Genomic DNA, 20,538 nt, shown 5'->3' on the forward strand with positions numbered 1-20,538 from the left:
AATGCCCTACATCGGTTCTGCGAGGCACACTGCGCAGGTTGGGAAGCGGGCCGCTGGGACGAATGCCCAGCGGCCCCAGGCCATCAGGACTGCTGGCCAGGCCTGGGGGCTGACGGCGGATGCGTCAATCGCTGAGAATGATTGCGCGAGCCGCGTGTGGTTTCTTCAGAACGCCGCGCATCCCTTCACGCGTCGCGGCAATGACTTTTGCATCATGTCTCGCAGAGCGTCATGTCCAAACAGGCTCACGAGTTCCTCGACGCTGACTGCTACGCCGGAGTTGGTACCAGACGGACGCTTGGTTATAGTCGCGGCTCCCTTCAAGACGCCAAACAAGCACCCATGACGACCCAGAAATTCCATGTCGCGCAGCTGGCGATTTCGCTGGCACGCGAACCCCTTGACCACCCCCTGATGCAAGACTTTGTCGCGCAGCTCCGCCCCGTGAATGAGCTGGCGGACCGCTCACCTGGATTTGTCTGGCGGCTGCAGACGGACGAGGGCAACGCCACCGGAGTCCGGGGGTTCGACAACCCGTTGATCCTGCTGAACATGTCGACGTGGGAGTCGGTCGAGTCGCTCTTCGACTTCGTCTACAAGAGCGAGCACGTGGTGCCCTTCCGCGAGCGCCGGAAGTGGTTCCTTCCCGTCGAGGGACCGCCGTATGTGCTCTGGTGGGTGCCCGCCGGCCATCTTCCCACGGTCGCGGAGGCCAAGGAGCGGCTCGACCTGCTCGCGAGCGAAGGGCCTTCGTCCCGAGCCTTCGACTTCAGGCGTCGCTTTCCGGCCCCGGGTGAAGCGCATGCGCCGGTGGAGCCCCACGGCAAGAGCGCGTCAGGCCAGGTCTGACGCCAGGCCACCTCGAACGGAGCCCTTGAACCATGTCTGGCATCGTCGAACTCAGTCGAACGGAAGTCATTGAATTCCACCGTGTCCTGGAAGCGTGGCTTCGGGGGACGGGCCCCGCCGCCGCGTCTGGGACGGCCCGGATGGCGGAGGCCTTCGCGCCGGACTGCACGCTGTATGCTCCGGGCGGCGTGGCCGAGAAGAAGGCGGTGTTGTTGGAGCGCCTCTCCCAGGCCCTCGGCGCTCAGCCGGACATGAAAATCACCATTGATGATTTCGCTCCGGTGTGGGCCCGGGATGAGGTCGCCCTGGTGCGGTACGTGGAGTGGCGCGAGGCTGGCGGGCAGAAGACGGGCAGGTACGCCACGGTGCTGTTCCAGGCAGACGCAGCCGCGCCCGGCGGTGTGGTGTGGCTGCACATCCATGAAACCTGGATGGCCAACCACGGCCCCAGGTAGCGAGTGCGCCCGCTCCCGGAGAGGAAACACACGTGAGACTGAGTACGCTCGCCGACTTCGACCTTCACTACACCTGGATGGAGTACCTGGACTTCGGCAGTGGAGGCCAGTACCTCGCCATCGTCGACGGAGTCCTCACCGGCGAGCGGCTCGCGGGCCCGGTGCGCTTCTTGAACACGCCGGTGAAGCGGCCTGACAACGTGAATCTGCCCGCGCTGCGGGGCGTGCTCACCACCCCAGCGGGAGGCAAGGTCTTCCTGGAGTTGAATGGCGTCTCGCTGCTGCGAGCCCATGACAAGGCTCGTGTCTGCACAGCGTCCGTGATGTTCCGCAGCAACAGCGCGGAGCACGCCTGGCTGAACGATGCCTTCGGCCTCCTGGAGGGTGTCCTGGATGCCTCCAACCGGGCGCGCGGCCGGATCCACCTGTGTGAGAACACCATCGGCCTGGATGCGCCCGGGGGGCCGGCCCGCTGACGGACGCGCCGAGGCTCACGCCGTCCGGTTCTGGCGTCCCGGCCGGAGCTCCGCGTCGACCTCGGTGCCCAGCCGCCGCACCAGGCTCGGCAGGCGCTCGATGTCCGCGAGCGTGGTGTTGTTGTTCACGATGCAGACACGCAGCGCGGCCTGGCCTTCCACGTCTGTATGCGAGGGGTAGGCCGCGCCGCTGCGCTGCAGCCGCTTGAGCAGGGCCTTGTTCAGGGTGTTGAGGTAGTCGCGGTGCGCCTCCGCCTGGGGCTCGAGGTCCGCGGGGATGAAGCGGAACGTGGTGATGCTCAAGCCGTGGGTCAGCGGCTCCAGCTCGGGCTCGGCCTCGACACAGTCGTAGAGCCGGCGCGCGAGCCGGATGTCGTCGGAGATCATCCGCGCATAGCCCGCCCGTCCCTCGTGTTGAAGGCACAAGCGCACCTTGAGGGCGCGGAGGCTGCGGGTGGTCTGCGGCCCCAGGTCCCGGAGCTGGAGCGTCTCCGGGCCTCCCATCAGGAGCTGCTCGTCGCTGTCCGCGTAGTAGGAGGCGCCCTGGTGGAAGGTGTCATACAGCACGCGCCGGTTTCGCGTGAGCAGGCACCCGACATCCGCGGGCAGGTACATCCACTTGTGGGGGTCGACGACCAGCGAGTCCGCGAGCCGGAGCGCCCGCAGCTCCAGTGGCGCGTCGGGTGACAGCACGGCCAGCGCGCCGTACGCGCCGTCCACGTGGAACCACAGCCCCGCCTCCTGGCAGAGGGCGGAGATGTCGGGCAGCGGATCCACCGCGCCGGTGCCCGTCGTCCCCGCGGTCGCGGCGACCATGAAGGGCCGCAGCCCCGCCTTCCTGTCCGCGGCGAGCCGCTGCGCCAGGCTGCTGAACCGCATCCGTCCACTTCGGTCGGTGTCGATCTTGCGCACCGCGTTCGACCCGAGGCCGCAGAGGTTGGCGGCGGACACGATGCTCGTGTGGGACTCGGCGCTGGCATAGAGGCACAGGGGCGCGCCCGCTGGCCCCCGCACCCCTTCCGCGCGCACGTCCCAGCCGGCCTTGTCGTGCAGGGCCGCGCGCATGGCCACCAGGTTGGCCAGGGAGCCTCCGCCGAGGAACAGCCCGCCACAGTCCGTGGGGAAGCCGACGAGCCGCGCGAGCCAACGCACCGTCTGCGCCTCCAGCGACACGGTGATGGCGCACGTCGGGTAGCTGGTGACGGGCGGGTTGATGACGGACGCGAGCAGGTCCGCCAGCGCGCCCAGCGGGCTCGGCGAGCCCATGATGTAGGCCCAGAAGCGAGGATGCGCCGTGGAGACGGCGTGCTCACGCAGGAGCGTGAAGGCCCGCTCCAGCGCCACGCCAGGCGCCACTCCCTGCTCCGGAAAGGCGTCCTCCTCCAGGATCGCGCGGATGCGAGGCGCCGAGTCCTCGGACCGGACGGGCTGCTCCGGCAGCGCGGCCAGGAAGTCGCCAAGCTGGTCCACCAATCGGTGCCCCAGCTCCCGGAACTCGGCCGCGGACATGCCCGCGGCCCGGGTGCGCCCTCTGGCATCGGGACCTTCAGTCATCGGCGCGTTCCGCCTCTTCCCGGGCCAGCTCCGCGGCGACGGCGTTGGCCCCCGCGGTGATGAACGTCTCCAGGTCGGACGTCTGCAGGTGCTGCTTCATCACCTGGACGAGCCGCGCCTTGGCCTTGTCGTCCAGGGTGCTCTTTCCATGGGCGAGCTCACGGACCGTCTTCCGGTAGAGGTGCAGGTAGCGGCGCTGGGCCTCCAGGCTGGCCTTGGAGGCGCTGGGCGCGCCGTGCCCCGTGAACAGCAGCGCGTCCGCGGAGAGCTTCGCCTCCAGGCGGTCCAGGTTCTTCAGCCACAGGGCGGAGTGGCCGTCATTCATGAACGAGTGGACGCCGCCGAAGACGATGTCCCCCACGAACGCCACGGACGCGTCGCGGCCGACGACCCAGTAGCTGTCCCAGTGGGACTCGCCTTCCCCCAGCTCCCAGACGGTGAACGGGACGCCGTCGAAGTGCAGCGTCTCCCCCTCCTTGACGAACTGGTTGGGGAAGCGCCGCGTGGCGGGCCAGTCCTCGCCGAAGATGGGCTTCCACTGCTTCTCCTTGGCGTCGTCGATGCGGCGGATGACCGCGTCCACGCCCTTGGTCGCAATCATGGGCACGTCCAGGCCCCGGGTGATTTCGGCCGCGCCGTTGTAGTGGTCCGGGTGCCCGTGGGTGACGATGAGGCCGACGAGCGGCTTGCCCGTCGCCTCGACGCGCGCCCGCACCCCCCGGGCATCGGAGACGCGCATCATCGCGTCGATGACGACCACGGACCGGGCCGTCTCGACGATGAAGGCGTTGGTGAACAGCCCCTCGCTCCCCGAGTTGTGGACGTGGACCTTGAACTCATCGGCGGAGTGGGGGGCGGGACGTTCGCGCTGCTGTGGTTTCACGGATTCACCGGGGGGGAAGAAGGCTGGGAGTCCGCGAGCTCCCTCATGAGCGCGGAGAGCCCCTGGGCGGGCTCGGGGGAGACACGGGCCTGACACAGCAGCGCGCTCAACCGGGGCAGGTCCTTGGCCACGACGCCGGGGAAGACATGGTGCTCCCGGTGCAGCGTGCGCGGCAGCCCGCTGATGAGCAGCGCAGGCAGCAGCCCCAGCCGGGTGGAGCGCGCGTTCACATTGAGGTCGCCCTCCTCGCGGGTCCACCGGTGCTCCGTGAGGTCCATGAGCGTGAGAATCATGGGGTACACGGTGTACATGGGGAGCAGCCACAGGAGCAGGAAGGGACGCCAGAGGCCAAAGTACGCCACGGCGCCCAGCGCGACGGCGAAGAAGAGCAGCTTGAGGCGCCGCTCCCGCTCCATCTCCGCGTCGTCCCGGAACGGGAGGAGCAGCGCCCGAAGGTGGTTGTCCCGCCATTTGACGGTGTGGTTCCCCTGGGGCGGCACGTAGTCCTGGCGGCCTTTGAAGAACTCGAGGACGCTCAGGAGCCCCGCCTTCACGCACGTCCAGAGCAGGCGCCCTGGCGAATAGGGGCGCTGGGTATCTCCCCGCAGGTGTCTGCCCAGCCAGTTGGGGTCCTCCGGGGTGAACAGGTGCCGGTGGTGCAGCATGTGCACCCGCCGCCACTGGACGAAGGACCAGGCCTCCGGGTGGTGGAACATCACCAGGTTCGAGAACACCGTGCCGACAAAGACATTGGCCTTGTGGGAGCGGAAGAGGCCGTAGTGGCTCGCATCGTGGTTCAGGATGTAGAGCGAGTGCTGCCGACCCGCGATGATGACAATCGCGAGCAGGGTGACCAGCGGATGCTGGAACCAGGCCTCTGCGGCGAACGCCAGGGCAATCCCAGCATAGACTTCCAGATAGAGCAGCACGCTGCGCCAGGGCCGGGCCTTGTGCAGCGCCCGGACCTGCTGCCAGACGTCCTTGGGGAGCAGATGGCTTGCCTGCGCCCCCAACTCGGGCCAGTCCGGGCGCGCCACGGGCGCGGGCTCCCCGGAGATGGGAATCGGTTGACTCATTTCGTCAATTCCTTGGCGCCCCCGCGCCTAGAGCTTCTCACCCCGAGCGCGGGCCTCGCGGCGCAAGGCCACGCTCGTACCATGAACGCCCCAGTTCTCCGGATCGATTTCCTGGATGACAATGAACGTGGTCGCGGGGTCCTTGCCGAGCACATCCACGAAGACCTTCGTGATGCGCTGGATGAGCTCCAGCTTCTGCTCCGCGGCAAGCCTATCTCCAGTGAGCTGGACATTGACGTATGGCAATTTTGAGCCCTCGGCGTGGCCAGCCCCATTGGGACATGGGGCGGCCAGGAATGACAGTCGGTACGCGTCGATTCGAGCGTGAGCGCCACGGCGCCCCGCATCAAGGGACGACGTGCGAGCCGCGGTACGCCCCGACGGTGGACACCTGGAGGTTCTTGATGTGGGGGTAGAGCCTGTCAATCACGGCCCCCGCGGTGTCCAGGCGGAGCAGGATTCCCAGGACGATATCGGGCATGACGGCCGGGTTGCGCTCGAGGAGTGGCAGGATGATCTCCCCCATCCAGGCGTTGGCGTGCTCCACGTCGACCGTGGTGTGCTCCAGCAGGTACTCCAGCGGCTTGTCGCCCACGCCGAGTCGCCGCCAGCCCTGGATTTGCCACTCGAAGCGCCCGGGAATCATCGTCTCCGTCGCGAGCAGCGCGCCCAGGATCTCCGTCAGACGCGAGCGGTTCGTGGCCATGCTCATGTACATGTTGACGAGCGCCAGCTCCTCCCGCACCAGCAGGTCGAAATTGTGGGTGTAGACATCCTTCGGGAGGTCCAGGAACTCCATCAGCCGGAAGCGCATGTTCCGGTGGACGCGCTCGTCCTGCGCGTGGCCGACCTCATCCCAGAAGTTCTTGGCCAGCTCGAGCTTGATGCCGCCATACACGCCCGGCATCATCAGCGCGATGATGTCACCGAAGAGCGATTCGAGCGGCGTCTCCTGGAGGATGAACTCCCGCATCTGCTCGAAGGTGGCCTGGTCACGCAGGAACGCGAAGATGGGGTGCGTGACGTTGGATGAATGAGATTGGACGCGCTGCGTAACCCAATCACGAAACTGTGACGCGGGAGGCAACGCGGCAAGGATTGGGGCGTACTTCTTCCGCGAGGCCTGGTGCCAACACTTCTCCAGGATGCTCTTCATCTGGCCAAATAGCGGGTCGCCCACGTTCAGGCGCTCGACCGTCCACGGGGCGGTGAGCAGCGCCATGTTGATGGCGTAGAGCACCCGGTGCGCCTCGGTCAACGACGCGTCGTCGTCTTCCAGGAAGGCGCTGCGTGCCAGGAGTTCCACCTGCTCCCGCAACTGGTTCCGGGCCCCCACGGCCATGCTGTCGATGTCATGGGAATAGAGCCACGCCTTGACGTCCAAATGGATGTTCTGAAGTTTGGTTTGACCCGACATTTGGCATTCCTCGAGCTGATGAGGTCCAGGGATGATGAAAAGCCCGCTGCCAGCCCCCATCCGGCAGTAATCAGCGAGGCCGCACGCTGTGTACCAAACAAGACACACTGCGGATAGTGGCAAATTTGACTCTCGGAGAATTGGAACATTTTCGAGACACGGCCTTTTTAGAAGCCGCATCATGAACCGCTGCGTCATGGGCCGGAGAGGTCCCCAATGACACATGGGCCATACTCCTCGGGGGGTAGGTTCCCTGTCTTTCCGGCGCGTGGCTGAGATGCAACCCTGCGCGTGCATGCCCACGCTCACGCCGTTGAAGAGTCCCGCCGATTCCCTTTGCTGGGTGGCGCCGCCCGCGGAGAACCCCGAGCTGACCTCGGAAGACCCGCTCGCGCTCGACTATGTCTCGCAGCAGGTGGGGCTCTGGGGGCTGCCCACGCTGACGACTCGCTCCAGCAGGGCCCAGGCCTTCGCGATGGTGCTCTATGGATTGCAGCTCGTGGAGCGGGCCATCGAGCACCATTCCTACCCCGCGACGGACGAGGTTCGGCGAGAGCTCTTCGAGCGTTGGGAGCGCTTCTGGGCCCTGGCCACGCTGGAGTTTCGTGAGGGCCAGCTTCCTCGGGGCGATTGGGATTCCATGCGGGGCGTGCGAGGTGCGCGAAATGCGTGGCGCTCAGGTGCGTCGAGCCTGCCGCTCGACTTCCAGCTCATCTCGCGTCAGCAGGAGCTGGGGAACCTGGGGGCCTACCTGGCGCCGCTGCGGCGCTCCGGGCTCGTCATCGAGGGTTCCCTGCGGCCGGGCCCGGGCGCGCTGGCGCTCATCGACGCGTTCTGGGACGAGCCCTCGGAGAACAAACACCGGGGGCGATACGAGGAGTACGCGCTGGTCGCGCTGGACAGGAAGTCGACGAGCGTCGCGCGGGCCCATGGACGGCTGACGCTGGCTCAGGTGGGGCGGTTCAGTCGTCTGACCTCCCTGGTCGAGCGCGGACGCACCGCCCAGCAGCACCGGTTGTTCGAGGCCCTCTTCGTTCACGCGCGGGACCCGCACTCGTTCGCGATGAGCCAGCTGGTCGAGTCGGCCGCGAAGGCCGGGGTCTCTGCTCCGCGAGACATCCTCGACGCTGCGCTGGCGGGCCGGCTGGGGCGGCTCTCGGATGAGCTGCTGGCGCTCCTGCTGACAGCGCGCCGCTTCGGTGAGGTGATGCAGCAGCTCGTCGCTGCCTTCGACAGGGTCTATTCCTGCCTGGATGGCGCCGGGTGGGTCGCTCCCCGCGAGCGTATCGGGCGCGAGGCCCTCGATGCCGGGACACTTGGGGCGCTGAAGGGCGCATGCGCGGCGTTGCTGTCCTCGCCGAAGGTCGGCGCGATCCGGCGACTGCCCATGCATGGCGCCGCTCTTCTTCGATTGGTCGAGGCGCTGGTGGATGCGGATTCACTCGCGGCGCTCGACCTGTTGCTGCTCTATCACTCCAGTGTGCAGCGCGAGCGGCGACGCGGCGAAGGCTGGATTCGCAACGAGGCCGGCAAGCTCATGCTCAGCGTCACGTCCTACACCGCGCGTCCGGAGTCGGAACGCTTCCCCTCGTTCAAGCTGGATGTGGTCCGCACACTCCTGACGGACCTGGGACGGCTGCCCATGAGCCGGGAGCTGGATGCTCTGGAAGGTGCCGCATGATGATCGAGTCCCGAAGGCTCATCGAGCAGGTCCTCGTCTCCGAACAGCCTTGTCTGGGAGCCGTCTTCTGCTCCTACACGTTCGACCCTTCCTACTTCGAGGACCGCATCCTGCGTGCATTGCTGCGCCTGCAGGGGGATCCGGAGGAGGAGGCTGCCCGCTACCATGAGGAGGCCCGCGCGGCGCTCCGCGAGACACCGGTGGCGTGCTTTGTCGACGCCCATGTCCGCCGGGGAGGCCGTCGCCTGCCATACGACCTCCAGCTCATCCGGGAGCGGACGTTTCACCCGAAGGTCATCCTGGTGCTGTACGACGGGGAGGCGCGCGTCGCCGTGGGCTCGGGCAATGCCACCAGGCCGGGCCACGAGCAGAACGCCGAACTCTTCTTCACGCGCACGTTGCGCTACGACGTCCCCGCCGACGCGGCGTTCCTACGGGCGGTGGACAGGTTCCTCCGTAGTTGCGCGGCGCTCGCGACCCACCCGGGAACCCAGTTGACGCTGGTCCGCTCCGCGCTCGCGGCGAGAATCGCCGACACGCCGTTTCCCAGCGGCCACGCGCCGATGGATGCACTCTTCGTGGACACCTTCAGCGCGTCCATGCTCGATCATCTGAAGGATGCGCTCCCCGAGGACGCGCGAGTCACTCGTGTGGGCATCCTGTCCCCGTTCTTCGAACAAGATGACCTCGACATCGCGAATGACACAACGGGGCTCGCGTCGGTGCTCTCCGAGTTGCTCGCGCTTCGCCCCGGGAGTCGGCCGCCGCTGGATCTCGGCGTGCCCTGGGAGGACGCACCACTCGCCCCTCCCTATCGCGGGGGAGCGCCCGTGCTTGCGGAGGGCGAAGGGCGGCTGTGGGCGTCGCGCTATCGCGAGTCGGTCGACGGCGAGAATCTCGAGCGCCTGGAGTACTTTGGGGTCAACCGCGTCACGGCGAAGCGTGTCGAACTCCAGCTCGGCTCCGGGCGGGCGGGGCGGTACGAGCGAGAGGCATTCGAGCATGAAATCGCGGAGGGGCGGATGTGGCCGCTGGAGCCACCGACGGTCCATGCGCCGAGGCGGATCCTCGAACGCATCGTCCGCGAGCACGAGGTACAGCTCTGGCTCCATCCAACGGCGACGCTGACACCTGCCGGGCGCGCAAGCCGGCGCCCCCTGCATGCCAAGCTCTTTCTGCTGACGGTGACGAGCGCGGGCAGGACGCTGACCTATGCGCTCGTCGGGTCCGCCAACGCCTCCGCCGCCGCGCTTTCGCGTGGGGTGGAGCAGGGGGGCAACGCCGAGGCGGGCGTGCTGCTCTGCCTGGACGGCGAGGTGCGCTTGTCGGAGATGTTGCCCTCGCTGGTGTGCGCGCCCTTCGAGTCGGTGCGCTTCGAGGAGCGAGAGGCGCCCGGGGCCGACGTCGACTTCTCGGCGTGGATCGAGGACGTCGTCCATGACGCGGCCGTTCGTACATTGACCGTCACCTGGAGTCAGCAGGGGCCAGAGGGACTGGAGGCCTGGTCCTGGTGGTACCTGGACAGGGAGCTGGCGAAGGGCGTGGGGCCGGGCTCGGGTCCGGTGGTGCTCTCCGACTTCGATCTGGCCGCGGCGGGAGCCGAGCTGGAGTTCCGCGCGGGGGGACGGTCGTGGCTTGTTCCCATCCGCGTCGCGGACCTCGCGATGCTGCCCACGAGTGCGCATCTGGTGGGCCTGGGAGTCCGGGAGTTGCTGGCGCTGTTGGCGCGGCGTGTGGGCGCCGAGCGGCTGTCGACCCTTCGCGAGCAGCGAGGCGTGGCGGGGGTCGACTCCGTCCTGGACTCCGTGTTTGGCGAGGGCTTTGGCCCCACGGATGTCTTCAAGGCCTGGTGGGGACTGAAGGAGGATCTGCTCGCCGCATCGACGGTCTCCGCGTTTCGTTATCGGTTGTTGGGGCCGATGGGGGCCCGGACGCTCTGGGAGCGGCTGCGCGACCTGCCTCGGGACTCCGTGTCCGATGATGAAATCTGGGTCTACGGCTGCGAGCTGCTTCGAGAACTGGAGCAGCTCGTGTTGCCCGAGAGCGCGGATCGGGAGGCGAAGCAGGCGCTGCTCGCGGAGCTGCGGACCCTGCTGCGCGCGGACTTGACGCGGCTGCGACCGCGAGGTGCGGGGTGGCTGGACGGTGTCGTTCGTTTCTACGGGCTCGAGGGCACCCATGGAAAGACGTGAGCGGACGTGGTTGCGGAGCTTCCTGCACCTGGATGCACGGGCCGATTCGACGGTGGTGCCCCTGCGTGACATCGAGCGACAGGAGGACACCGTCCTCCGTGCGCTGGAGATGTTCGATGACCAGCCAGGAGTCGTGCTGGCGGATGAAGTGGGGATGGGGAAGACGTATGAGGCGCTCGGCGTCCTTGCGGCCCGGTTGCATCTGATGCCGGACGCCCGGGCGCTGATTCTCACCCCGGGGCCCGACCTCAATACGAAGTGGTCCAAGGAGCTGCGTGCCTTCTGTGACACCAGCCGCCCCATGTATCGGGGCTTCGCGGGGCAGTCCAAGGCCGCGAGCACCCTGGCGGAGCTGGTCGCGGCCGCTCGCGAGACGCGAATCACCATCGCGCCCGTGAACATCTTCGCGGGAAGTCGCTCCCTGGCGGACCAGGCCTGGCTGCTTTCGTTGTGGGCGGATGCACAGGGGCTCGCCGGCAATCAGGTGGCGGCCATCTTTCGTCGCTACCGGGAGGGCGCGGTGGCGCGCGTGGACGTCGAGCAGCAGGCGTTCCTTGATACCTTCGAGTGGTCGGTCATCAGGCCCCATGTCCGAGAGGCGTTGAGGAGACACAAGCAGCGCGCGGGAGAGGGCTCACTCGATGCGCTCTGGAAGAGCGAGGAGTACGACGGCTTCGCGAACCAGCGGTGGGTCGATGATGCGCTGATGGACCTGCGCTTCCGCCTGGTCGGGCAGCTCATCCCCGACTTCGACCTGCTCATCGTTGACGAGGCCCACAAGCTGAAGAACGTGGACTCGGTGCGGGCCACCGGGGTGCGCACTGTTTTCGAGGGGCGCTTCGACAAGGCGCTGTTCCTCACGGCCACGCCGTTTCAGCTCTCTGTCGACGAGCTGAAGCAGGTGCTCTCGCTCTTCGCCCTGGCCCGGTCCGCGCCTGCTGACCTGATGGAGCAGGCCCAGCGATTGTTGGACGACGTGGCGGACTACAAGCAGGCATACAACGAGCTTGAGCGTGTCTGGTCACAAGCGGACGAGGCCGTCGTCTCGGACTTCGGCGCGTTGTTTTCCAGGGACCCCCAACTCGTGGAGGAGCCGGCGGATGCGTCCCTGCGGGCGGTGGTCCTGTGCGCGCGCCGGTTGCTGTCCCTGAAGGCGGAGCGCATCGAGCCGGGCTTCCGGCGGTGGATGATTCGGAGCCTCCGGGAGGACAAGCGTGTCTACCGCAGGAGCCACCGCTCCCGGCTGCGGGCCCAGGGTGGGGCGGGCGTTCCCTTCATGCTTTACGAGCGGTTCATCGCGGAGCTCTTCCGGGAGAAGAGCCGAACCCATAAGGCGGCGGTTCAGATCAACATGGTCTCCTCCTACGGCGCCGCGCGCGAGGGGGCGCTGCTCTCGAGTGAGCGGCAGGCCCTGCCTGACGGCGACGCCGAGGTCTACCGCGGGCTCTTGCGAAGCGTGGTGGGGGAGCTGCGCGTGGAGCAGGGGGGCCACCCGAAGGTGGACCACGTCGTGCGGGACGCGCTGGAGGCTGTCGCTCGCGACGAGAAGACGCTCATCTTCTGCGCCCGCATCGAGACGCTCCGTGAGCTGAAGCGGAGAATCGAGGCGGAGTGGGAGAATCTCCTGCTGGAGCGATGGAGGAAGGTGTTTCCAGCCGCGAGCCACGGCGACATCTTCGAGCATGAATTGGGCGGCAAGCGGGTGGATGGACATCACTCTCGCCTGCGTGATCGGTTCGGCCGCGCTCAGGATGCGCTCTACCTCGCGCTGCGAGAGCGGTATACCGGTACGCTGCTGGAGAGCGTCGTGGTGGAAGGGGCCCACCTTGAACGCGTCATCGAGCGGGCGAACGGCCTCCTGCGCCAGCAACGCGTTTCGAAGACGCAAGCGGAGAGGATGGACTGGTCCCTGGTCAAACGCTGTGTCGAGCAGGCCGTGGCCCTCTTCGTGCGAGACGGAGTATTGGCGGGGGATGTCGACCCGGAGGTGTTGAGGCGCCTGACGGACGCGCGCTTCGTGGCGCTCGGCTTCGACCTCGTCGCCGACGATGTCGAGGACTCCGCCGAGGGGGACAGGACGCCTTCCTGGTCGATTGACGCAGGGGCCGCGGCCCTCGTGCTTCGCCGCGAGCATCTCTGGTCCTACCTCAAGGCGCCCCTGCTCGAGGTACCTCCCGAGCTGCGGATCCGCACCGTCGAGCGGCTCGCCAGCTACCTCGTCGCTCGCAATGTCCCCTTCCTTCCGGAGCTGCTGGCATTCGCGAAGGAGCAGGGCGTTGACGTGGAGGCGGTGGAGTCCCGGGCGCTGTTGTCGGTGGTGGACCGCTTCTGGACCACGCCTCGGGGACGGCCCTGGTTTGAATTGCTGAAGCGCTTCCTGACCTATGCGGGGAAGCTCGACGAGGAGCGGCGGCGCGAAGTGCTCGATGATGCGGTTCACGCGGGTGCGCTCGTCCGCCACACCGTGGATGGCGAGAGCCGGGAGCGGCTGCGCGAGGCCTTCAACACGCCCCTGTACCCGATGGTCCTCGTGGCCAACGAGGTCATGCAGGAGGGGCTGGACCTGCATCATCACTGCCGTCGGGTGGTTCATCACGACCTGGCGTGGAACCCCGCGCAGCTCGAGCAGCGCGTGGGGCGCGTCGACCGACTGGGGTCGCTCGTCCAGCGGCTTCGCGCGCGACAGCCGGACACCACCCTGGACGTTCACCTTCCGTTGATTGCCAACACCATCGACGAGCGCCTGGAGCGAACGGTTCGGCTGCGGGAGCGCTGGCTGGAGTTCCTTCTGGGGGCGGCGCCCCGCATCGAGGAGTACGGCTTGGCGGATGACCCCCTGAAGCCTCTGCCAGAGGCCTTCGCGCAGGCGCTCCGCGTGGAGCTGGGGCCCGTGGCGAAGGCACGGCTGCCAGACGGTTGATGCTCATTTCGGTACGGAGGCCGTATCGCAATCGAGCGCCGCCAGGTTCCTGGTTTTATTCGGTTTTTCTCGATTTGCGCCCCCATGCGGCCCTGCGGATTCCAAGATTTTGGGAAACCGGACGCAACTCCGGGAGGGCCGTGACGACAATGGGAACCAGGAGACCTGAATGTCCACGTCCATCAATTCGAGCCGCCGGGGAGCATCTTCCTCCTACCTGATTCGCAAGGGGGACACCCTCTCGGAGCTCGCCGTTCGCTTCAAGACGTCGGTGAAGGAGTTGGCGCGCATCAACAACATCGCCAATCCGGACCTCATCTACGCGGGGGCCACGCTGCGCCTCCCTGGGAGCGCTGGCGGCCGCGCCACGGGCCACAGCGGCAAGGACTCCTTCGACTCTGGCAAGAGCGGTCCGCGGGGCTCTGGCGGTGCGTCGGGCGGCGGAGCGGTCAGCGGGAGCGGCGGTGTGGCCCCGGGCCAGGCGACCCCCGCGATGCGCAGGCTCGCCGAGGCGGGCCGTCAGGCCGCGCTGAGCATGGGCGGGTACAACAGCCAGGGCCTGTGCGCCACGGGTGTGAGCCGGGCCATCCAGAACGCCTTCGGCTTCAAGGTCTGGGGCAACGGCAACCAGATCGACAACAACCTGCCGCGCGACAAGTTCAAGCAGGTCAACATGTCGCTCGAGCAGGCGCTGAAGATTCCGGGCCTCGTCCTCACCTGGGAGAGCACCTCCACTCGACTGGGCAGCATCTACGGCCACACGGCCATCACCACCGGCGACGGCCACTCGTCCGCCAGTGACTTCATCGAGCGCAACACGACCAACAGCGGCCGCACCGGCTTCAAGGTCTTCATGCCCCTCATCTAGTTCCGCCGCACGGTGGAACCTGTCGTCTCATCGCCTCCGGGGCATTTGACCGGAGGCGATGTCGTGTCCGGGATTCAAGTTCACGGGGGACCGGCGCCTGACGGAGCCCCCTCCACATGCCGGATTGCGGCCCAATCGAGTCACGTACTTGTCCGCGAAACAGCAGGCTCGGCACCTGTCATGACACGTCAAGTGAAAGCGCTTGACGCGTCAGTCGCTCCTTCCGGTCAAGTCCCTCATCTTGTGTCGTGGGTTCGGAGGGGGCGGGGTTGTTCCGCGTCCACCGAGGGGCGAGAGTGGGCGCCGCGATGAGTGAATCCCCTGATGCGTTCCTGCTCGGCATGTTCCAGAAGTCGGGCCTGGTCTGTGGCTCCGTGGACGAGGCCTGGCAGCGCTCCGAGTACCTCTATCCCTTGCTGGGCTGGCTGACGGCGCGGTTCCCCGAGCCCACGGCCTTCCAGATTTGTGCGGAGTGGTTGCGGCTGGCAGCGACGCGCGTCGAGGGCGCCGGCGCCGCCGCGGACCTCTTCGCCCAGGCCCGCGGTGAGGCCTATCGCCAGGGGCATGTCAGCGCGGGGGCGCTGGGGGACCTGCGCAACACGTCCATCCTCGAACAGAAGCCCGCCGTCGCCGCGTTCGCGGACGCCGCCAGCCACCTGTGTGAAGTCTGGGCCGCGGTGACGACGAACGAAGCGGACGCGGAGACGAATCCCTGGGCCCGCGCCAAGGCCGCCGCGGGCGCCATGGTGACGGCGCTGGTGGTGCAGCGAGGTCATGACGGGAACGAGCCGGCGGCGAAGGCGCAGGCGCGTGTCGAGCTCACCGAGCTCCTGCGCACTGCCCGGGCCGCCGTCACCGCCCGCTGAGGCAGCCGTCAACCCGGCGGCGAAGGTGTTGCCCCGCAGGACCGGTTCTCCCGGTCCTCGAATCTCCCTAGCTTGAGTGCGCCGATTCCTGGAAGCCCACATCGGATGCACCCCCCACCAGCCGTGTCGCGTCCTCCAGGTCTGGCGCGCACGGCTGTTCCGCACTCATGCCCATGACACGAACCGCTCCATACCACCCGGAAGACGCCGCGATGCCTGCGGCCGCACTGCACCCGTTGCGAGACTTCGCCGAGAAGCTCGGGCGTGAGTTGCGCTTCGAGGACATCCGTTCGGGCGCGTGGCACGCCCGGCTGGTGACCGCCTACGTGCGTCACTACGAGGCGCGGCGCGCCGGTACCGCGTCCGCCGTCCGTGCGTCCGAGACGGATGCCCTCATCCGGCGTGCCAGCAAGGAAGCTGCGCTGGTGGGGGCAAGCGCCGCGGGTATCTCCACCAGCGCGGCCATGTTCACCCTGGACACCGGCTTCGTGGGAGCACTCGTGGCCGTCCCCGTGGCCGGAGCCGCCATGGGATTGGACACGATGCTGCGCTCGCTCATCCAGGCCCGGATGATGTGCGACGTGGCGTCCGCGTTCGGCTTGCGCATCGACCCGGATGACCCGTGGGATCTGCTCCACCTGAACGCCCTCACGTCGGGCTCGGAGACGTGGGAGGACTCGGACCACGGCGGTGCCGGGCTCGTGGGCCGGATGCTGACCGAGGACACGGAGGCGGCGGAGCGGAAGCTGGGCAACCGCTTGATGGGCGAGGGCGTGCTGCGAAACCTCCTTCCCTTCGCCAGCGTCCTGACCTCCTCCGTCACCAGCTGGCGGCACACTCGCCGGCTGGGCGAGGCCTCGGTGGCGTATGCGCGCTACCGCCGCGCCCTGGATGATGCGTTCTCCGCCGTGCGCGCCGTGGACGCGCGGTGCGTGGAGCTGCTCATCGAAGGCGCCTGGTGCCTGTTTGGAACGGACGGGGACCTGCGGTCCGAGGCGACGGTCATGCTGGCGCACCTGCTGCGCAACAGCCCTTCCGCGGCGCGCAAGCGGCTGCTGGAGCGCCTGGGCGAAGACGAGGCGCAGTGGGTCGAGCGTCTCCACGAGGTACCCGAGCCCGCGCGGGATGCCTTCCTGCACGCGCTCGAGGTGATTGCCGCGGTGGACCTGTCCATGTCGAACGCGGAGTGGTTGCTGCTGCGACAGGCCGCCGCCGCGCTCAACCGCCCGTTGCGCCGCGAGCGGGTGCAGGCCCTGCTGAAGCAGTTCCGGACCCAAGGCGTCGTTCGTGCGCCGCAGGGCGACTCGTTCGAGCCGCGCGACGGGCGGATGCCGTCGTCTCCCGTCGTCGGGCTGGACGCTGACGCCCATGCCGCTCCGGGGGGGCTATGAAGACGGCGGTGGCATTCCTGGCGGGCGTGGCCAGCGGCTGGATGGCCCGGAGCACCGTCGACAACTCACGCGGCGCGGTCGTCTCCGTCGCGACGGCGGCGTTTGATTTGGTGGCGTGGACGCGGCGGGTCATCGCCACCGAGCGTGAGTACCTCTCCGACCTGGTGGCGGAGGCGCGCTCTCGGGCGAACCTCCATCAGGCCCACAGCCGGCGTGCGGCGGACGGTGGCGCCCGGCCCGTCGCGGACAGCCGAGAGGGGCACGCATGAGGCTCGACCCGGACTCGGGCACCATCGAAGGGGAGTGGTTGTTGCTCGTGCACCACTCCCCGGGCCGGCTTCGCGTGCGCGCGAGCTGCTTCCGAGATGACTCGGAAATCGCGGACCGCGTGCGCGGTGAGCTGGGGGAGACGCAAGGCGTGTTCGGCACCGTCCATTCTCCTCTCACGGGCAGCTTGCTCGTCGAATACAGCCCGGACGAGGCCGACGTGGAATCGCTCCTGGCGGCCATCGTCGACTCGGCGGGCCTGGACGGCATCGTTGACGCCAAGTTCATGGTGAAGTCGCGGAAGGCCCCGGCCGAGCACGTGGTGAGCGGCGCCCGGTGGCTGGACGGACTGGCGCGTGAGCTGACGGGGGCGGGCCTCTACGAGTTGATTCCCATGGTGCTGACGGCCACGGGCATCTACTCGCTGGTGGCGAACCCGTCGCAGAAGGGCTGGCTGCCTCGCTGGGACAACGCGCTGTACTGGGCCTACAGCGTGTTCCGTGACGGTGTGCGGGAGCAGGAGCTGGAAGACGCCGCTGGCGTCAGCGGGACAGTGGCCTTCCGGCCCCGGCCCCACGCGTGAGGCCGCGGTTGCACTGCGTTCAGCTCGGGGGGCGTTCATGCGGGCGGAGGTGGAGTTCCTGAGTGGCATGGCGCGCGGCTTCAAGGGGCGCGCGCACGATGTCCTGGATGGGCATCAGCGGCCCGTGTCCGTCCACGTCACGAACGTGGCTCCGGGCCGGCTCCTCATCCGAGGCGCGGCGGAGGATTCCAAGACGCTGCGCCAGTTGCTGGGCTGGTTGGAGTCCCGCCCCGAAGTCCAGGTGGCCACGTGTCAGCGGAGCACGGGCCTGGTCAAGGTGCACTACCAGGAGTCCCCGCGCTTCCCTGGCGCGTTCGCGCTGCGGGTGCGGGACTTCGCCTTCACGTTGCACCAGCTTCCGCCCAAGCCGTTCCAGGTGGAGCTGCTGCACGCAGTGCCCGGGCGCGTGCGCCTGCACGTCCGGGGGCTCGAGGACGACGACATCCTCAAGCTGGCGGCCTGGGCCGCGACGCTGGCGGGGGTGCACAAGGCGAGCGCCTCGCCGGCCATCCATTCGCTGGTGGTGAGCTTCGACCCGGAGATGCTCAACGCGAGCCAGTTGATGGTGGCCCTGCGCGCGAGCGACCCGTCCACCTGGCCCGCCGCGCCCGAGCCGCCCCGGCGGGAATGGGCCGCCACGGTCTTCAATTCGGCGGTGCTCGCCGCGTGCGTCGTGAATGCGGCGCCCATGCCCGTGTTGGCCGCGGGCGTCGCGTTGACGAGCCTGCCGCTGGCACAGCGCGCCTTCCAGTCGGTCGCGGAGCGGCGCATCACCGTGGACCTGCTCGACCTGGTGGCGGTGGGGGTATCCCTGGCCACGGGGCAGGTGCGGACCGCGGCGCTCATCACCTCCCTGCTGGGCATTGGCGACTTGTTGATTGAGCGCAGCGCGGACCGCGCCCGGTCCGCCATCTCCCGGTTGATGCGGCTGGAGGTGCTGTACGCCTGGCGGCTGCGGGTGGACGGAGAGGTGGAGCAGGTCCGGGCGGACCGGCTCAAGGAGGGCGACCTCATCATCGTGCACGCGGGGGAGAGCGTGCCCGCCGACGGGACGGTGGTGGCCGGCACCGCGTGGGTGGATGAGAAGGCGCTCACGGGTGAATCAGAGCCCCGGGTCCGCGAGGCGGGAGACCGCGTGCTGGCCGCGTCCGTGGTGGGCGAGGGCAGCCTGCGGGTGCGGGTGGTGCGCGCGGGCGTGGAGACCACGGCGGCCAAGATTCTCCACATCCTCGAAGGCGCAGGCGCCAAGCCCATGACGCTTCAGGCGAAGGTGGACTCGGTGGCGAACGGCGTTGTGCTGCCGACCTTCGGGCTCGCCGCGGCGACGGGGCTGTGGACGCGCGAGGCGTCACGGCCCATCAGCATCCTCATCACGGATTTCGGGACGGGGGTCCGCATCGTCGTGCCGGCGAGCGCGCTGGTGGCGATGACGCTCGCGGCGCGCCAGGGCATCCTCATCAAGGGGGCGCAGTACCTGGAGCGGCTGGCGCAGGCGGACACCATCGTCTTCGACAAGACGGGCACGCTGACCTTGGGTGTCCCGGAAGTGGTGGACGTCATTCCCGCGCGGGGCTGGGACGCGCGCGAGGTGCTGTCGCTGAGCGCCGCCGCCGAGCTGCGTCAGTCTCATCCCGTGGCGGAGGCGGTGCGCCAGCATGCCCAGGCGCAAGGCGTGGAGGTGCCGCAGCCCGAGGCGGGACTGGAGGAGTTCGTCCTGGGGCGGGGCGTCTGCGCCCAGGTGAAGGGGCGCCGCGTCTGTGTGGGCAGCGCGCGCTGGATGCAGCAGCAAGGTGTGGACGTGGCGGACGCGGGCTCGGCGCTGGCCTGGTCCGTGCCGCGCGATGTCGCCACCCTGTGGGTCACCGTGGATGGCGCGTTGGCCGGGTGCATCAGCTACGTGGAGACACTGCGGCCGGAGAGCGCGGGCGTGGTGCAGGCCCTGAAGGAGAACGGGCGCCGGCGCATCATGCTGCTGTCCGGGGACTCGCCGTCGCGGGTGGCGGAGGTCGCGAGCCGGTTGGGCGTGGACGAGGCCATCGCGGAGCTGCTTCCCGAGGACAAGGCCACGCACGTCCGCGCGCTCCGGCGCCAGGGACGCATCGTGGCCATGGTGGGGGATGGCATCAATGACGCCCCGGCGCTCGCGCTCGCCGACGTCGGTATCTCCTTGAGGGGGGCGACGGACGTGGCGCTGGAGACGGCGGACGTGGTGCTGCTGCGTGGCAGCCTCGATGACCTGTTGCTGGCGTTCGACGCGGGCCGCGACACCCTGGCCCGCGTGCACCTGGGGCTTGGGCTGGTGCTGGTGCCCAATGCCGTGGCCATGGTGCTCGCGGCGCTGGGGTGGCTGCCGCCTGTCGCCGCCGCCGTCATCAACAACGGCTCCACGGTGGTGGCTGGCTTCGCCGCGCTGGCGCCGCTGTTCCGTCAGGCGCGCGCCGCCCAGCGCGAGGATTCCATCACCCACTGAGCATCAGGGCGTCTGGGGCGCGGCCGCCTGGGGCCTGGGCTTCACGTCCGTGTTCTGGCCTGCCAGGATTTGCCACTGCCCGTTCTCGTGCTTCATCACGTACCGCATCTGCGTGCGCAGCAGGCCGGGCTCGGTGTCCTGGACACCGGGGGGCAGGCTGGGATGGCCCGTCACCTCGTGCAGGGTGTCGACGATGGCCAGGTCCTCCTGGATGAACTGGACCTTGCGCACGGTGACCTGGCTCTGGCTGCCCTTGAAGATGGTGGCGAAGATGCCCGCGTGGCGCTCCTGGATTTCATCGCGGCCTTCGAAGACGGTGCCCACGATGTTGATGAAGGCCGCGTCCGGGGCGAAGTCCTTGGACCAGGCCACCGCGTCCTGGCGGTTCCAGGCCTCCGTCTGATCGCTCACGAGTTGGAGGATGTCCGCCTCCGCTGGCGCCGTGCCGGGGGTCGCGCACGCGGACGCCAGCAGGAGGAGGGGGGCCAGGAAGCGAAGGGGAAGGGCGCGGCGCATCATTGGAAGCCTTCTTTCGGGAAAAGCCGGTTGTCGTGTCAGGTCCCATAACACGGCCGGCTTCTCCCGAGCGC

The 20,538-nt window shown here is 68.4% G+C and carries 18 protein-coding genes; 12 read left to right on the plus strand and 6 right to left on the minus strand.

Going from position 1 to position 20,538, the window contains the following annotated elements:
* The first annotated feature begins 342 nt into the window (after positions 1 to 342).
* The 3 genes from HNV26_RS05170 to HNV26_RS05180 are packed head-to-tail and all read left to right on the plus strand — an operon-like array spanning position 343 to position 1,780.
* A complete protein-coding gene (locus tag HNV26_RS05170) occupies positions 343 to 849 on the plus strand; it encodes a DUF3291 domain-containing protein (RefSeq protein ID WP_171440689.1) in 507 nt (168 codons plus the stop codon).
* Positions 850 to 881: 32 nt separating this feature from the next.
* Positions 882 to 1,304 (plus strand): DUF4440 domain-containing protein, encoded by a 423-nt coding sequence (locus HNV26_RS05175; protein ID WP_140792780.1) that lies wholly within the window; start codon positions 882 to 884, stop codon positions 1,302 to 1,304.
* 32 nt (positions 1,305 to 1,336) lie between these two features.
* Positions 1,337 to 1,780 carry a hypothetical protein gene (locus HNV26_RS05180; RefSeq protein WP_171440690.1) on the plus strand — a complete coding sequence of 148 codons (444 nt, stop codon included), beginning with the start codon at positions 1,337 to 1,339 and terminating at the stop codon, positions 1,778 to 1,780.
* Positions 1,781 to 1,795: 15 nt separating this feature from the next.
* Here HNV26_RS05180 and HNV26_RS05185 read toward each other — a convergent pair whose 3' ends face one another.
* The 5 genes from HNV26_RS05185 to HNV26_RS05205 form a co-directional block, all read right to left on the minus strand.
* Positions 1,796 to 3,334: a pyridoxal phosphate-dependent decarboxylase family protein gene (locus tag HNV26_RS05185; RefSeq protein WP_171440691.1), complete on the minus strand. Its 1,539-nt coding sequence runs from the start codon at positions 3,332 to 3,334 to the stop codon at positions 1,796 to 1,798.
* Positions 3,327 to 4,217, minus strand: a complete 891-nt coding sequence (locus tag HNV26_RS05190; protein ID WP_171440692.1) for an MBL fold metallo-hydrolase — start codon at positions 4,215 to 4,217, stop codon at positions 3,327 to 3,329. The genes HNV26_RS05185 and HNV26_RS05190 overlap by 8 nt, the downstream gene beginning before the upstream one ends.
* The gene (locus tag HNV26_RS05195; RefSeq protein WP_171440693.1) at positions 4,214 to 5,293 is read right to left on the minus strand and encodes a fatty acid desaturase family protein; all 1,080 of its coding nucleotides are present in this window, start codon (positions 5,291 to 5,293) and stop codon (positions 4,214 to 4,216) included. Before HNV26_RS05195 ends, HNV26_RS05190 begins: the two co-directional genes overlap by 4 nt.
* Before the next feature lie 27 nt (positions 5,294 to 5,320).
* Positions 5,321 to 5,539, minus strand: a complete 219-nt coding sequence (locus tag HNV26_RS05200; protein ID WP_140792773.1) for a tautomerase family protein — start codon at positions 5,537 to 5,539, stop codon at positions 5,321 to 5,323.
* Between the two features lie 100 nt (positions 5,540 to 5,639).
* Positions 5,640 to 6,710, minus strand: coding sequence for an iron-containing redox enzyme family protein (locus HNV26_RS05205; RefSeq protein WP_171440694.1), 1,071 nt, complete (start codon positions 6,708 to 6,710; stop codon positions 5,640 to 5,642).
* A gap of 295 nt (positions 6,711 to 7,005) precedes the next feature.
* On the opposite strand from HNV26_RS05205, the gene HNV26_RS05210 reads away from it, so the two are divergent.
* The 9 genes from HNV26_RS05210 to HNV26_RS05250 all read left to right on the plus strand — a co-directional run bounded on the left by HNV26_RS05210 (position 7,006) and on the right by HNV26_RS05250 (position 19,948).
* Positions 7,006 to 8,391, plus strand: a complete 1,386-nt coding sequence (locus tag HNV26_RS05210; protein WP_253816253.1) for a hypothetical protein — start codon at positions 7,006 to 7,008, stop codon at positions 8,389 to 8,391.
* Positions 8,388 to 10,583 carry a phospholipase D family protein gene (locus HNV26_RS05215; protein WP_253816254.1) on the plus strand — a complete coding sequence of 732 codons (2,196 nt, stop codon included), beginning with the start codon at positions 8,388 to 8,390 and terminating at the stop codon, positions 10,581 to 10,583. The genes HNV26_RS05210 and HNV26_RS05215 overlap by 4 nt, the downstream gene beginning before the upstream one ends.
* On the plus strand, positions 10,570 to 13,503 hold the full coding sequence (locus tag HNV26_RS05220; RefSeq protein ID WP_253816255.1) for a helicase-related protein: 2,934 nt from the start codon (positions 10,570 to 10,572) through the stop codon (positions 13,501 to 13,503). Before HNV26_RS05215 ends, HNV26_RS05220 begins: the two co-directional genes overlap by 14 nt.
* A gap of 169 nt (positions 13,504 to 13,672) precedes the next feature.
* On the plus strand, positions 13,673 to 14,371 hold the full coding sequence (locus HNV26_RS05225) for a LysM peptidoglycan-binding domain-containing protein (protein WP_171440695.1): 699 nt from the start codon (positions 13,673 to 13,675) through the stop codon (positions 14,369 to 14,371).
* Positions 14,372 to 14,679: 308 nt separating this feature from the next.
* On the plus strand, positions 14,680 to 15,237 hold the full coding sequence (locus HNV26_RS05230; RefSeq protein WP_171440696.1) for a hypothetical protein: 558 nt from the start codon (positions 14,680 to 14,682) through the stop codon (positions 15,235 to 15,237).
* A 212-nt stretch (positions 15,238 to 15,449) separates the two neighbouring features.
* The gene (locus HNV26_RS05235; RefSeq protein ID WP_253816256.1) at positions 15,450 to 16,628 is read left to right on the plus strand and encodes a hypothetical protein; all 1,179 of its coding nucleotides are present in this window, start codon (positions 15,450 to 15,452) and stop codon (positions 16,626 to 16,628) included.
* Complete coding sequence (locus HNV26_RS05240) at positions 16,625 to 16,897, plus strand: hypothetical protein (RefSeq protein ID WP_171440698.1); 273 nt, start codon at positions 16,625 to 16,627, stop codon at positions 16,895 to 16,897. Before HNV26_RS05235 ends, HNV26_RS05240 begins: the two co-directional genes overlap by 4 nt.
* Positions 16,894 to 17,478 carry an HMA2 domain-containing protein gene (locus tag HNV26_RS05245; protein WP_171440699.1) on the plus strand — a complete coding sequence of 195 codons (585 nt, stop codon included), beginning with the start codon at positions 16,894 to 16,896 and terminating at the stop codon, positions 17,476 to 17,478. Before HNV26_RS05240 ends, HNV26_RS05245 begins: the two co-directional genes overlap by 4 nt.
* 37 nt (positions 17,479 to 17,515) lie before the next feature.
* Positions 17,516 to 19,948, plus strand: coding sequence for a heavy metal translocating P-type ATPase (locus HNV26_RS05250; RefSeq protein WP_171440700.1), 2,433 nt, complete (start codon positions 17,516 to 17,518; stop codon positions 19,946 to 19,948).
* Positions 19,949 to 19,951: 3 nt separating this feature from the next.
* On the opposite strand, the gene HNV26_RS05255 is transcribed toward HNV26_RS05250, so the two are convergent.
* Complete coding sequence (locus tag HNV26_RS05255; protein WP_171440701.1) at positions 19,952 to 20,467, minus strand: SgcJ/EcaC family oxidoreductase; 516 nt, start codon at positions 20,465 to 20,467, stop codon at positions 19,952 to 19,954.
* Positions 20,468 to 20,538 lie beyond the last annotated feature (71 nt).

The organism is Myxococcus xanthus (genome assembly GCF_013116825.1).
Classification (GTDB): Bacteria; Myxococcota; Myxococcia; order Myxococcales; family Myxococcaceae; genus Myxococcus; species Myxococcus xanthus_B.

Excerpts from the sequence above, each read along its gene's own strand:
- HNV26_RS05170 (WP_171440689.1), top strand. The coding sequence starts at position 343 with ATGACGACCCAGAAATTCCATGTCGCGCAGCTGGCGATTTCGCTGGCA.
- HNV26_RS05175 (WP_140792780.1), top strand. The coding sequence starts at position 882 with ATGTCTGGCATCGTCGAACTCAGTCGAACGGAAGTCATTGAATTCCAC.
- HNV26_RS05185 (WP_171440691.1), bottom strand. The coding sequence starts at position 3,334 with ATGACTGAAGGTCCCGATGCCAGAGGGCGCACCCGGGCCGCGGGCATG.
- HNV26_RS05195 (WP_171440693.1), bottom strand. The coding sequence starts at position 5,293 with ATGAGTCAACCGATTCCCATCTCCGGGGAGCCCGCGCCCGTGGCGCGC.
- HNV26_RS05205 (WP_171440694.1), bottom strand. The coding sequence starts at position 6,710 with ATGTCGGGTCAAACCAAACTTCAGAACATCCATTTGGACGTCAAGGCG.
- HNV26_RS05210 (WP_253816253.1), top strand. The coding sequence starts at position 7,006 with ATGCCCACGCTCACGCCGTTGAAGAGTCCCGCCGATTCCCTTTGCTGG.
- HNV26_RS05215 (WP_253816254.1), top strand. The coding sequence starts at position 8,388 with ATGATGATCGAGTCCCGAAGGCTCATCGAGCAGGTCCTCGTCTCCGAA.
- HNV26_RS05220 (WP_253816255.1), top strand. The coding sequence starts at position 10,570 with ATGGAAAGACGTGAGCGGACGTGGTTGCGGAGCTTCCTGCACCTGGAT.
- HNV26_RS05225 (WP_171440695.1), top strand. The coding sequence starts at position 13,673 with ATGTCCACGTCCATCAATTCGAGCCGCCGGGGAGCATCTTCCTCCTAC.
- HNV26_RS05230 (WP_171440696.1), top strand. The coding sequence starts at position 14,680 with ATGAGTGAATCCCCTGATGCGTTCCTGCTCGGCATGTTCCAGAAGTCG.
- HNV26_RS05235 (WP_253816256.1), top strand. The coding sequence starts at position 15,450 with ATGCCTGCGGCCGCACTGCACCCGTTGCGAGACTTCGCCGAGAAGCTC.
- HNV26_RS05240 (WP_171440698.1), top strand. The coding sequence starts at position 16,625 with ATGAAGACGGCGGTGGCATTCCTGGCGGGCGTGGCCAGCGGCTGGATG.
- HNV26_RS05245 (WP_171440699.1), top strand. The coding sequence starts at position 16,894 with ATGAGGCTCGACCCGGACTCGGGCACCATCGAAGGGGAGTGGTTGTTG.
- HNV26_RS05250 (WP_171440700.1), top strand. The coding sequence starts at position 17,516 with ATGCGGGCGGAGGTGGAGTTCCTGAGTGGCATGGCGCGCGGCTTCAAG.
- HNV26_RS05255 (WP_171440701.1), bottom strand. The coding sequence starts at position 20,467 with ATGATGCGCCGCGCCCTTCCCCTTCGCTTCCTGGCCCCCCTCCTCCTG.